A 12,626-nucleotide genomic window follows, 5' to 3' on the forward strand; every position below is an offset into this window, starting at 1 on the left:
TAGCTTGCTCCTTTTGCTTGTGGTAGATTTTTATTAAAATTTTAACATAACGCTGACGATCAGCCTTGCGCCGCCAACTTAGAAGCTAATAGGCAAGCTAATTGTGCGTCGGCGACGTCGCCTTGTTAGGCGCTTATTGATTCTCCTTCATTTTTCTACTTCAAGTGCTATGCGACACTTAATGGATTGATACGCTCAATCTTCTTCTTGCCGGCCCGCGCTGCCTCCCAAAGATCTACGGCACGCTGAGCGTTGAGCCAAAACTCCGGCGTATTGCCGAACAAGCGGGCGAGGCGAAGCGCCATCTCCGGGCTGACTGCCCGACGTTCCCGGACCAACTCATTGACCGTCTGGCGCGACACACCAAGCGCCCTAGCAAGACTCGACACGGTAAGGCCGTAATCCGGCAAAAAATCCTCGCGCAGTATCTCGCCGGGATGAGTCGGTCGAATTTCACGCTCTCCCATATTCTGAATACTCATGTTTTACACCTCATCTTAGTGGTAGTCCGTAAGTTCTACGTCGTAGGCGTCGCCGTTGACAAACCGGAAACATATGCGCCATTGGTCATTGACGGAGATCGAATACTGTCCCTGCCGTTCTCGTTCGAGTTCGTGGAGTCGATTGCTTGGGGGAACCTTCAAGTCATCCAAACCCGTTGCCAGGTCGATATATTCCAGCTTGCGGATTGCCCGCTTACTGATTTCCGGCGGAAAACGCTTTGATTTACCCTTTTGGTAAAACTCTTGCGTATGCTTATCGGCAAACGTCTTGATCATGCATCAATAGTAAGCTATCACGTGACACTTGTCAATGCAACATGGAATTGTTATGGCCGCTGAACGACCAAGCTCACCGGCGCAGTCTCACCGCATCCGCCGGAGCGACGGGTTGGGCCATCACTCAATGTCGCCCTTACGGAACAACTGCTCGGTGAAGCCACCGCCGCGAGCCAATTCAAAGACCGCACGAAACTTCTGGTCATACTCGATGAGTTTGGCCGCCGTTTCGAGACAAGGATTCTCAGTGAAACCGTCCAAGAGCGCTGCAAGTTCTTTTGGGATGATGCTCCCGCCCAAACTGCGAACAACAAGAGCTTTGGCCATTGCGAAATTACATCCCGCAATCTGCGTGCGCAGTTGCTCTTTCGCGTCCTCTTGATTATTCATAGGAAGAGGAAGGTTGGCGCCTCGCTTCAGTACATCGGCCATTGCATAATCTGACAATTGAAGTAGTGGCTCTCCAAAGGTACCACCAATGATCTCAAAGAGTGGATAATTTGGACCATCAAGTGCCTTCCCTATCCATTTCCCGAATCGTTCGAGTTCGCTCCCCCGTTCCTTGACGAATGCGGCCCGATATTCTTCCAAACGATTTAGTGGATCAAGATGATCGCCAAGCCCAAATGTTGGCTTCGGATCAATTGCAACAAGTGTTATTTCACGTAGCTCGCTCATTCCAGCATTATTGCAAAGTTCAATAAGTGCTGCTGCTATCGCACCGTCAAATAGTCCAATGAGCCTCTGGTTTGGTCGTTTAACAAACCACTTTTTGTCTGTAAGGAATTTTGATGACTGCAAACTTGCGAGGAATGTAGAAAAACACAGGGACTCGAAGCGCGGCCTGAGACGAATTTCGTCGGTGATGGGCATCTCCGATATATCCAGTCTTAGAGCCTCATCGCTGCGACAGAATTGTCTATACGTGTCTAAGATGAATTCGACAATGTTTTGCTCAAACAGAGAATTGTCAATGCCCGAAAGAACATCAATAGCGAGACGATCTAATTTCTCTACCGAGGGCACTACCATATATTTCCCTCCCTTGTTGAGGCCTAACGTTTGAATTCACCGACCTGCGCGGCTTTTCGCGCAGGTCCGGTGGAATGATGGGTTGGCCGTCAGCAGCGCGGCAAGAAATGGGGTGGTTTCATTTGCACCTGCTCTCAACTCAGCAGAACCGGATTGGGGATTTCCGAGCTTGGGCATAGTGCGGTTCTTCAGCAAAGTGTTTGACCATGCTGCGGTCTGTGCTTCAACCACCCAGAGCGCATGTGGTCGAAGATGTTCATCTAGGCGCATGAGCCAGAGCTGATGCCACCCAGGATGAATGGGAGATACACGACTCGTTTGTGAATGCGCAGAAACAGCTTTGACCTGCACTTTGAGTTCAGGTCGGCCGGGCCGAAGAACTTTGATATCCCAAGCGTGCTCACTGGCGGAACCAAATTCCAATGCAGCTTCGGGGAACCGATGCCTTGCGTAGATGCGCGCGAAGAACTCTGCAATGACACCAGTCTTTTGATCCCCGATAGGTATCTCAAGAGTGCGAGAGCGCTGAAGCTGTTCAAGCCTTGCATAGGCGTCTGCGTACTGGTCAATTGCGTCGAAGATTTCCTGCACCGCGCGATTACTCCTGTGACACCGAACTATGTTTATACCAATCCGCATAATACTCCAAATACATTGATTTTGTCCATATAAGACGCCTGCGAAAATATGTCACTTGTAGCTATAACCAGTGCTAAATGTAGCTGTTGACACGAAACGCTATTTTATCATGGCGTCTTATACGGATCGGTATATACCCTCTCTAAACTGCCCTATTTAACCTTACAACCTATCGACGGGGCTGCGAACCCCAGCTGGTCCGCGGTTGAGGACATGGGTGTAAATCATCGTGGTTTTTACGTCTTTATGACCCGGGAGTTCTTGGACCGTTCGGATATCACGGGCCGCCTTCCAACAGGCGTTGCGAATGAATGTCGGAAGGTATGACAAGTGGCTCGCTTGGTCTATCCGGCCTTTGCGACAGCGACACTTCCGCCGCTCTCCTTAGGGCGGCCGGCGTCACCTTGCCGAGGCCCCGCCCGAAACGGCACCGTAGCTTGCTCGTTACTTTTTCAACCTTCACCTTCTTTTGCGCGTACCTCTTGCCAAGCCATGTCTTATCGTAATCAAAGACCATTTCTTTGGCTTTTCGCCCGACCCGTCTCCACGGCGAGCTTTTTGAAGCAATCAACCGCTATCTGATCCATGCGAATAGTAATCTGCCGCTTAAGCATGCCGGCATACGGGTTTTTTGCCTCAGAAAAATCATATGCGAGATTCGCCTCCCCCGATAGCACACTCCTTATCGCCTTAATATTGTAACGCGCAGGCTATCTTCAGCTCAGCGAAAACTCCCGCGGCACTGCTTTGCGGAAGTCGGAAGGATGGTCATGTCGTAATAGACGACCGGGATATGTTTTAGTCACTGCCCGGTGTGGGAATAGCAGACCAGGGCGCCGTAACAGTTTAATTAGACTCCATAACGACATTCCCTGGGCTATTGGGGCTAATTTATCAAGCGCATAAGCGCATCTCGGCGGCGAGCAGAGCCTCGGCTTCGTAGACCGGTAACGGGCGGGCGAAGACATACCCTTGAACCTCATCGCATTTGAGCGAGCGCAAAAACTCCAATTGATCTATCGTTTCCACACCTTCCGCAATCGCCTTCATTCCCAGACTGTGAGCCAAGGTTATCACGGCTTTTGCGATCTCTGCGTCACGTAAGCTGGTCGTGATCTCGCATACAAAGGACCGATCGATCTTTAATGTATCCGCGGGTAATTTCCTTAAAAGACTGAGCGAAGAATACCCGGTCGCAAAATCATCGAACGAGATATATACGCCGAGTTCCTTTAACCTCTGGAATGTCTTAACAGCCTGGTCCATATCTTTTAAAACGGCATTCTCCGTAACTTCGATCTCCAGGCACTCGGGCCGCAAACCGGTCTTATCCAATACATCACCGATCATTTCCACCAAATTTTCCTGCCGGAACTGTTTCGCTGAAAGATTCACCGCTATGCGTATTGGCAGTAGGCTCTTATCTTGCCAAGCCATTGCCTGCTTGCATGCGGTGCGCAACACCCATTCGCCAACCGGGACAATAAGCCCCGTTTCCTCCAGGATAGGTATAAAGTCCGATGGATAGACTAGTCCGAAATCGGGGTGTTGCCAGCGAAGCAGCGCCTCCATCCCCGCGATATTGCCTGAATTCAGATTTACAATTGGCTGATAATGAAGCAAGAACTCTTCTCTTTCAAGCGCTTTATGCAAATTGTTCTCAAGTATTAAGCGCTCGAGAACTTTTTCTCCCATGGCCGACGTATAGAATTGGTAATTATTTCTGCCCTGTTCCTTTGCGCGATATAAGGCAATATCAGCATTTCTAAGCAGAGTATTTACTTCTTTACCATCGTTTGGATAAACGGCTATTCCGGCACTGGTGGTAATATAAAATTCGCGATTGCCGATACTAAACGGCGATTTAAATTCATCGATAACTTTCTGCGCGATTTTGGCCACGTCCTGAATTCGCCTTGTCTCCGTTATCAACAGGGTGAATTCGTCCCCGCCCAGCCGCGCGACGGTATCTTCACTGCGAAGACTTTTTTTCAGCCGAACGGCGACCTCCCGCAATAGCTGATCGCCGACAGGGTGGCCCAAAGTATCGTTGATGGTCTTAAAGTTGTCCAGGTCGAGAAATAATACGGCCGATATCGCGCCATTTCGGCGCGTGCGGGAAATTTCTGCCGCAAAATTATCATACAACAGCCTCCGGTTAGGGAGCCCGGTAAGCGCGTCATAGTGGGCCAGATAATTAAGCATTTCCTCGTCCTGTTTGCGCTCCGTTATATCCTCGAAACTCTCGACACCGCCGATAACGTTTCCATATATATCTTTAAGAAGATCCGAATTTTTAGAAAGCACCCTTCTCTCGCCGTCTTTCCTGTTTATGGTGCATTCCTTGCCTATGATCGGCTTGGCCGAATTGCCGGCAAACAGGGCGCACTCCTTCGCGCACGTGTCGAGGGAAAGGATCGAACATTTCTTCCCGATCACCTCTGAGGCGACATAGCCCGTTATCTCCTCGGCCGTTCTGTTGAAGCTTAGTATGGTGTGAGCCGTGTCGACCGTAAATATAGCGCTCGGTATGACCTTATACAACTGTTCCATCCGCTCTTTCGATTCAAGGAGCGAGTTCTCGGTCAACTTAAGCTCGGTAATATCCGTGACAAAAGCAAAGGCGCTAATTGTGTTTCCCGAGTTATCTCTTGCCGTGGTGGCGTTAAATCGGGTATAGACATCGTTGCCTGCCTTCGATTTTAGAACGATATTATAATGCCGGTGCGATGTTCCGGGTATTCTTGATGTCTGTTCCTTGAATATTTTTCGATTTTCCTCATCGGCAAAATCGAATGGCTTTTTGCCCAGCATCTCCTCGCGACTATAGCCCAACATTTTACAGAGGGATTCATTTACTCCGATTGTTTCTAACTGCGGATTGATTAACCAAAAACCTTCCGCCGCCCCATTGATGATACTCTTGTATCTTTCTTCGCTCTCGCTAAGAATCTCTTTGGCTCGTTTGCGTTCTTCGTCGTTAAAAATCATTATCTGCGACAACCGCCTATCCGTATGTTCAAGAATGTTACCGATTACATCTACGGGGATAACTTTTCCGCCTTTTTGCAGCACTAGCGTGTTGCCCACATACCATATCTTCCGCTCAAAGCCACTCTCGGAAGCTCTGGTAATCCTCTCCAGCTCTTCTTTCGGATAAAGTTGCGCAAGGCTCATGCCTAAAAGCTCTTGCCTGGCATAGCCGGCAAGCTCTTCAGCTTTTTTGTTTACTTCAAGCAATTTCCCTTTATCGTCAGCGAATAATATACTAACGCTCGCGTTATCGACTGAGGCGCCGTATATGGCTTCGGCTTTCCGTATCGCTGCTTCAGCCTGTTTGCGATTGTTTATGGAATCGGCCTTATTGGCGGCGCTCTTTTGCTTTCCCGACAACTCAATCCTCCTATTAGGGTGTCGCGTAGTCAAATCGGCGCACCCGCTTGGCGCCGGTAATCATGCAGCTGCCCGATTTATCACGCGAAGCACTACCAAAAAACCGCCCGCGAATGGAACCACCACATGAATCGTGCGACACCGTACCCCGATAGCCTAACCATAGCTATCGGCATAAAGTCGATGGATTTTAAGCTCACACATGCGGGGCGAGCTGAAATTGAACCGCTTACCTTAGCCAATGGCCTGTGTTATCGTTGAAACATGTTTTCCCGACAGGGATGGGTAAGATAATCGCACTAGCCGCATGTCTAGCCTCACCGATGGGGCCACGATATCGACCGCTTAATAGTTAAACGCCAAATATTAGGATAGCGCCCGCAACAACATAATATAGCGGGCAACGAGAAACGGGGGTTAAAATATGAAACACCTGACCGAGTATCTCATGGTAAACACGCCGAAGCGCTACGATTTTGTCCATCTCACGCCAAAAGTCCAGGCGCTGGTCGACAAGAGCGGCGTCCGGGAGGGCTTGTGTCTGGTAAACTCGATGCATATCACAGCGAGCGTCTTTATCAACGACCACGAGGGCGGGCTCTTGAGCGATTGGGAGGTCTGGCTCGAAAAGCTCGCTCCGCACGAGCCGATATCCCAGTACCGGCACAACCTCACCGGTGAGGACAACGCCGACGCGCACCTGAAACGGACCATCATGGGGCGCGAGGTGGTCGTCGCCATCACCGGCGGCAGGCTCGACCTCGGAACTTGGGAAGCGATTTTTTACGGGGAGTTCGACGGGCGGCGCAACAAGCGCGTCTTAGTAAAGATAATCGGAGAATAGCGCGTGGGTTGGGTTCATTCTTAAACGATAGACTATGCCCGAGATGCCCTTTGACTTACCCGATATCTTTTCTTGAGAACAGAAAAGACGCGAGGCCGACAAAGCCGACCAGATACAAGATGGCGTAGACGACCATCGCGGCGCTGGGAGCCGATATCGCCCCGAACGGGCCGAAGAACATCGCATTAATCGAACCGCCCGGCACATTGGTGACGAGCGAGGCTATCATCCTATAGATAGCGTCCGCCGGCATCAGCAAACTGGTTACGATTCCCGTGTTTACCAGCATGTCGTTGTTGAGCATCGCGCCGATTTGCTCGATCATCCCGCCGACCGCGCTCGCGATATAGAGAGTGAAGGCGGCGATACCGTTGGCCAGCGTCGAAAACGCCGTGCTCCCTGCGAGCGTCACCGCGAGAAAGACGAGCGGTTGGATGATAAAGAGCGCGATAAGCAGCGGCACATTGCCGAGCGCCGCCCCCGCTATAAAATAGTTGAGAAGCAGAACCGAGAGAAAGAGCAGCGCCGAATAGACCGAGAGCATGGCGGCGTACCCGCCGAACTTACCGAGAATTATATCGCGGCGCCGGATGGGTTTGGCCATCATGGCGTGGATTATGCCGTTTTCTATCTCGGACGAGACCACTCCCACCGACGACAGTATCGCCAAGAGCGAGACTATGGAGCTTGAAAAGTAGAGGCCGAGCAAGACCAGGAGCTTCTTCGACGACTCGACGATGACATCCGCACCAGCGAATGAACCGTCGTTCATGCCTCTTCCGATGCCTTGCGCGCTTTGCTGCTCGATGGTGTTGGTGGCATAGTGCAGCCCCACACCGTAGACCGTCAGGAAAAGGACGCTCAGGATTATCGCGGCTACCAGTATCTTCTTGCGCAGCGCCTCCTTAAAGGTAAGGCGGGCGATAGTCAGCACCTACGCCTCACCGCCCTTGACCGCCCCGAGGAAGAGTTCCTCAAGAGTTCGCTTCTTACGGCTCAGGTTGTAAAGTTTGCCCCCGGCCTCTATGATGCGCGCGGCGAGCACGGGAATCATCTCTTCGCTATCGAGTTCGACCAAGACATTGGCGCCCGTGCCGGCCAATACCCGCCCGAGGCCTTCGACGACCCGCTCTACCTGGCCGTTTAGTTGGGACGCGGTCACTTCGACCTCCACCCTGCCTTTGAGTAACTCGGTAAGCGATCCCTCTTCGACGACCCGGCCACCTTTGATGATGGCCACACTGTCGCATATCATCTCAAGCTCGCTCAAGAGGTGGCTGTTTAAGAACACCACTTTGCCGCGGTCGCGAAGGGAGGTGATTATCTCGCGCACCTCCAGGCGGCCGATTGGGTCGAGCGCCGAGGTCGGCTCATCCAAAAACAGAAGGTCGGGGTCGGATATGAGCGCGGTCGCGATGCCGACTCGCTGCTGCATACCTTTGCTGTAGGTCTTTATCTTGCCGTCGGCGGCTCCCGTGAGCTTGACCATGCGCAAGACCTCGTCGATACGACTCTCCCGCTCACGGCGCGGGATAAACGCGAGCGCGGCATGATAGTAGAGAAGCTCTCGTCCGGATAGCCAATCCTGATACCGGAAGTTCTCGGGCAAAAAGCCGAGGCGACGGCGGGCTTCAACATCGCCGAGGGGCGCGCCGAGCAGCTTGGCCGTCCCCGAAGTCGGCTTGATGAGGCCGACGAGCATCTTGACAAAGGTGCTCTTGCCGGCGCCGTTCGGCCCTAAGAAACCGAAGATTTGCCCCTCCCCGACGGAGAGGCAAATCTTCTCGCAGCCGACTTTTTCACCGTATAGTTTTGTTAAATCGTGCGTCTCTATAACCATGACTATTATTATATACCGTTATTCGAGTGAAGCCGCTATCTCTTGTGCGGCCGCTAAATCGAGTTGTCCGCTTATCCCGTATATCACGCCGTCATCCTGCCATACGAGCGCGCTGGCACCTGTGGCATGCTCCCTTGGAGGTGTGATAAAGACACCCTCGGCATCGCCGACTTTGACCTCTTTGGCGCTGCCGTCGATGTTCGGGATGATGAGGGTGTTTCGCCAATCCTTGACCGCCTCGAGCTGCCTCCTGATATTCTCCGGAAGTACCGGCAGGCTCAAGAGCACGTCACGCACGGCGTCGGCGTCGACTCCGGCCGGCAGGACAAACTCGGGGCTTCTCGCTTGGCCGATTATGACCATACCGCCATCGTCTTTCGGGTAGTTGGCCATGACGACTGTGGGCATCTTAGCGGTGAACTTCTTACCATCGATCGCTTTCGGCAGAAGCTCGGTCGCGCCGAACGACTTGAAGACCTCGTTCGCCCTGTCCACATCGAGCGTGAAGCTGGTCGTAAAACCCTTCTGCACGTTGTAGCTCGGCTCACTATAGCCGGTGAGACCTTGCGGTAACCTCAGGTCAAAATCGACCGCCTCTTTCGCGGCACTCGCCGTGACCTGCTCCGGCGCTGTGAAGCCGCTCGACTCTATCTTACCGAGGTTCTCGATATCTACCTTGCCGCCGCCCTTCTCACCCAGTTTTTGCAGCGCGTTCATATCCTCGGGTGAGATAGTGACGACCTCCACATTTTGCACCCTGAATATGTTCAATAAATCCGCGGCCAATCCCCTGACCGGGGTAAAGCTCAGCGCCGTCGCCAGCACCGCCACCGCGGCCAGCGGCACCAACGCCGTTTTTGGTCTGCCTTGCAACATTTCAAATACTCCTCTCCTTCTCAGCGGCGCCTTGATTCGCTCATCATGAGTCAAGCGCATCCATGCCGCTTCGGTCGATACGGTTTTGCTGTGAATTTGCTTCGAAAGTGGTCTCAGCCGGGCCTGTGCCGCTTCGCTAGCATCCCGCAGCAGCGCCAGCCTGGCCTTGCAAGCCTCGCACGTCTCGACGTGCGCCTCTATCTCCCAGCGCCTGCGCCCCGGGAGTTCTCTATCGATATAAGCTTGGAGCGTGCCTTCGTCATAACACATCCTAGCTCTTCCTTTCATACGCCCTCTGAAACCTCTCAAGCGCCCGCGCGAGCGCTTTGCCGACGCTCGTCCTCTTCACGCCGGTCATCTCCGATATCTCCTCGTAGCTAAACCCGTAGAACTTGAGGACTATCAAGACGCGGTCCCGGTAATCCAGTCGGCGGAGCACTTCGCGCACCTCTTCAGCCTCGCCCATGCGGGAAAATTCGTCCGCATATGTCTCCGTCGCGAGCGTATCGGCCGTCTCGCGGCGCTTGCGGCTCTTCTCTCCTCGCAAATAGTTATAACCAAGATTGGTCGAGACTTTGATGAGCCAGCCCGAGAGATTGGTAAACTCCTTCGGGGGCCGCTCGTATAGCCGTATAAAGGTCTCCTGCGCTATGTCCTCGGCCGCCGCCTGCTCGCCCAGTATCAGGATGAGATGTCGAAGGACCATCGGATAGTTCGCTTCGAAGAGTTCCCTGAAAGCGAAGTCATCCGGCGCGACCGTTCTTTCCAGCCTCTGTCTCAACGCCACTCGTAGGCCTCCCGTTTTCGCCTTTATTTGCGCCTTTATCTCTATAACACCGCACATGCCCGGGATGTGACATTAATCGAGTTGGGTAATGGGTTTTCGGGGCGTGGCTCACGGGCGTGGTAAGTGCTGACCCTTCCGCTCTTTAATGACGCGCTTTATCGCGCATTATTGCTTTCTTGACGGCGTTGCCGCTCTTCCTGCTGTTGTTGTTGCCGCCGCCGATATTGTTCGGTCGCGGATTGAATGGCGCGGTCGTATGCCCAAATGGTCAGCCCGATAAGCGGCGCCGCGAGCATCAAAGTAGCGCCAAAGAGCGCGATAAATCCCGAGGGGGATGCGGTGAGCGCGGCGATAACCCCTTTGTCCGAAGTGAACACCCCCGCCAAGAGCCCAAAGAGGACCAGAATCGCCAACCCCAAGAAAAGCGCTCCCAAGAACACTACTAAGCCGGTCTTCGCCGGAGATGATTTTCCAGGAAACATTGCCGACCACCTTTCCGCACTTCACACGAGTGCACGGTACTTCATGATCGTTAAGATTGCCGTCTTCTATACGTATGTCTTGAAAATGGAGACGGCTGAAAACAATCCACAATTAGATAATACCCCATCGGCGAATAATCTCTTACGAAGCATGTTGCGGCCTTTTCGCAATGGCATCTGCTCGATACGGATACGGGTGGGGATTACCAAACCGTAACATCCGTAACAACGTCCCCTAGTACAGCTCAAATTTTAGGAGGCGCGATTCGATGGGGCCGTTATACAGGACGAAGCGTCGCGAAGTCTTCAAACCGATTCGCTTGGCGAGATCGAGGTTGCCGGTAAAGACATAACCGGTATAACCGCCGCACCGCTGCTTGAAGACGTCGCCTATTTGCTTGTATAGCGGTGCGAGTTCTTCCTTGTCACCAAGGCGCTCGCCATATGGCGGGTTGACTATGATGACGCCGGGCCCCGGGGGCGGTGTAAAATCAGAGATGTCCTTAACGCCCAAGGTTATAATTTCGTCCAGCCCCGCCGCGCGGATGTTCGCAGCGGCGGCCTTGACGGCCTTGCTGGAGGCATCATAGCCGGCAATGACTACATCTAACTTGCTCTTTCTCAACGCGCGGGCCTCGTCGGTAAGGCGAGCCCAGAGCGCCTTATCGAAATTGAGCCACCGCTCAAAGCCGAAACTCTCCCGTATAAGGCCGGGCGCGATGTTGGCGGCCTTGAGCGCAGCCTCGATGATGATGGTTCCCGAGCCGCACATCGGGTCGATGAAGGGCGTTGTCCCATCCCATTCCGTAAGCTCTACGAGAGCCGCCGCCAGGGTCTCTTTGAGCGGCGCCTCCACCTGAGCGCGCCGGTACCCCCGCCTGTGGAGGCTCTCACCGGACGTGTCGAGGCTGAGCGTGCAACGGTTGCGATGAATGTGAACATTGACGCGCAGGTCGGGGTCGTTCGGATTGACATCCGGGCGCGAGCCCAGCTTAGTGCGCAAATGGTCGACGATCGCGTCTTTCGTCTTTAAAGCGGCGTACTTGGAGTGCGTGATGTGCGAGTCACGGACATTGGCATCGACGGCGAGAGTCATCGACGGCGTAAGGTAGCGCGGCCAATCGAGCTTGCGCACCCGGCTATACAAATCCTGCTCGGAAAAGCAGTCGAACTCTTTGAGCGGCATGAGTACGCGGTTTGCCGTGCGCAACCACAGATTGGCGCGGTATGCCGCTTCCATGGTTCCCGTAAACGCGACCCCGCCGGTCCGCTCGCCGGCTACCGCAAGCCCAAGCGATTCGATTTCGCGCGCCAGCACGGCCTCGATACCTTTAGCGCACGTAGCAAAATATGTTTCTCCCATATCAGCACTATAGCGCAAATCCGCTGTGCGCATAAGTGTTTGTACCGAAAAACAATAGGCGTGACTATTTGCGTCCCGCCTATTGTTTTATACGGCTGTCTTTTGAACTCTCATCGCTCATTACCCGGTTGCGTCTTGATTCAGCGGATATTCTGCTTATGACCCCATGTTTTTGAGGTCCTCGATGATCTTGTCTATTTCGATAGCCGGCATCGTCATCGTCCGTATCGTACCGCGCGAGCCAAGCTCGATGGCCATCTTTACCATAGTGTCGTTGTCGGGCGCCTCCACTAGATTTACAAAATCATACGGCCCCATCACCATATACTGTGTGAGAATCTTGACACCGAACTTCTGGGTAACCTCATCGTTTACTTCCTTGATGCGTTCCGGCTTGTCCCGCAAGGTCTCCATCCCGTCATCTGTCAGATTGGTTAGCATGATGAACAACGCCATACTTCATCTCCCCTTTCGATTCCACCTGGTTTACACTGTCTCCACCAGCCGCTTACGCGCAGCGCTTATGGCATGGACGCCGGTACGCCAAGCGTAACATCGCTCCTGTTGCCTATGTACCCAATTCGGGCCTTA

13 protein-coding genes and 1 pseudogene are annotated in these 12,626 nt (G+C 53.2%); 2 read left to right on the forward strand and 12 right to left on the reverse strand.

Annotated elements, in window-relative coordinates; translation table 11 throughout:
- Positions 1–167 precede the first annotated feature (167 nt).
- The 6 genes and pseudogenes from KGZ93_05480 to KGZ93_05505 form a co-directional block, all read right to left on the reverse strand.
- Entirely contained in the window at positions 168–482 is a 315-nt protein-coding gene (locus KGZ93_05480; protein ID MBS3909062.1) for a HigA family addiction module antidote protein, read from the reverse strand.
- A 15-nt stretch (positions 483–497) separates the two neighbouring features.
- Positions 498–779 carry a type II toxin-antitoxin system RelE/ParE family toxin gene (locus KGZ93_05485; GenBank protein ID MBS3909063.1) on the reverse strand — a complete coding sequence of 94 codons (282 nt, stop codon included), beginning with the start codon at positions 777–779 and terminating at the stop codon, positions 498–500.
- 120 nt (positions 780–899) lie between these two features.
- A complete protein-coding gene (locus tag KGZ93_05490) occupies positions 900–1,811 on the reverse strand; it encodes a hypothetical protein (protein MBS3909064.1) in 912 nt (303 codons plus the stop codon).
- A gap of 36 nt (positions 1,812–1,847) precedes the next feature.
- Positions 1,848–2,402 (reverse strand): hypothetical protein, encoded by a 555-nt coding sequence (locus KGZ93_05495; GenBank protein MBS3909065.1) that lies wholly within the window; start codon positions 2,400–2,402, stop codon positions 1,848–1,850.
- A 210-nt stretch (positions 2,403–2,612) separates the two neighbouring features.
- Positions 2,613–2,881 (reverse strand): annotated as a pseudogene (locus KGZ93_05500) (tyrosine-type recombinase/integrase).
- A gap of 463 nt (positions 2,882–3,344) precedes the next feature.
- On the reverse strand, positions 3,345–5,843 hold the full coding sequence (locus KGZ93_05505) for an EAL domain-containing protein (GenBank protein MBS3909066.1): 2,499 nt from the start codon (positions 5,841–5,843) through the stop codon (positions 3,345–3,347).
- 424 nt (positions 5,844–6,267) lie between these two features.
- Between KGZ93_05505 and KGZ93_05510 the strand changes: the two genes are divergently transcribed.
- Positions 6,268–6,687: a secondary thiamine-phosphate synthase enzyme YjbQ gene (locus KGZ93_05510; protein ID MBS3909067.1), complete on the forward strand. Its 420-nt coding sequence runs from the start codon at positions 6,268–6,270 to the stop codon at positions 6,685–6,687.
- Between the two features lie 55 nt (positions 6,688–6,742).
- Here the strand turns inward: KGZ93_05510 and KGZ93_05515 are convergent, their stop codons facing one another.
- From KGZ93_05515 to KGZ93_05530, 4 genes are read right to left on the reverse strand one after another with little or no spacing between them, the layout of a single operon-like run.
- Entirely contained in the window at positions 6,743–7,621 is an 879-nt protein-coding gene (locus KGZ93_05515; protein ID MBS3909068.1) for an ABC transporter permease subunit, read from the reverse strand.
- Positions 7,622–8,527 (reverse strand): ABC transporter ATP-binding protein, encoded by a 906-nt coding sequence (locus KGZ93_05520; protein MBS3909069.1) that lies wholly within the window; start codon positions 8,525–8,527, stop codon positions 7,622–7,624.
- A gap of 18 nt (positions 8,528–8,545) precedes the next feature.
- A complete protein-coding gene (locus KGZ93_05525) occupies positions 8,546–9,691 on the reverse strand; it encodes a zf-HC2 domain-containing protein (protein ID MBS3909070.1) in 1,146 nt (381 codons plus the stop codon).
- Positions 9,675–10,247 carry a sigma-70 family RNA polymerase sigma factor gene (locus KGZ93_05530; GenBank protein ID MBS3909071.1) on the reverse strand — a complete coding sequence of 191 codons (573 nt, stop codon included), beginning with the start codon at positions 10,245–10,247 and terminating at the stop codon, positions 9,675–9,677. The genes KGZ93_05525 and KGZ93_05530 overlap by 17 nt, the downstream gene beginning before the upstream one ends.
- Positions 10,248–10,433: 186 nt before the next feature.
- Here KGZ93_05530 and KGZ93_05535 point away from each other — a divergent pair, with 186 nt between their 5' ends.
- Entirely contained in the window at positions 10,434–10,889 is a 456-nt protein-coding gene (locus tag KGZ93_05535) for a hypothetical protein (GenBank protein MBS3909072.1), read from the forward strand.
- An 18-nt stretch (positions 10,890–10,907) separates the two neighbouring features.
- On the opposite strand, the gene KGZ93_05540 is transcribed toward KGZ93_05535, so the two are convergent.
- Both KGZ93_05540 and KGZ93_05545 read right to left on the reverse strand, forming a co-directional pair.
- Positions 10,908–12,035, reverse strand: a complete 1,128-nt coding sequence (locus tag KGZ93_05540; protein ID MBS3909073.1) for an RNA methyltransferase — start codon at positions 12,033–12,035, stop codon at positions 10,908–10,910.
- A gap of 156 nt (positions 12,036–12,191) precedes the next feature.
- The gene (locus tag KGZ93_05545; protein MBS3909074.1) at positions 12,192–12,491 is read right to left on the reverse strand and encodes a GYD domain-containing protein; all 300 of its coding nucleotides are present in this window, start codon (positions 12,489–12,491) and stop codon (positions 12,192–12,194) included.
- Positions 12,492–12,626 lie beyond the last annotated feature (135 nt).

The organism is Actinomycetota bacterium (genome assembly GCA_018333515.1).
GTDB lineage: Bacteria > Actinomycetota > Aquicultoria > Aquicultorales > Aquicultoraceae > Aquicultor.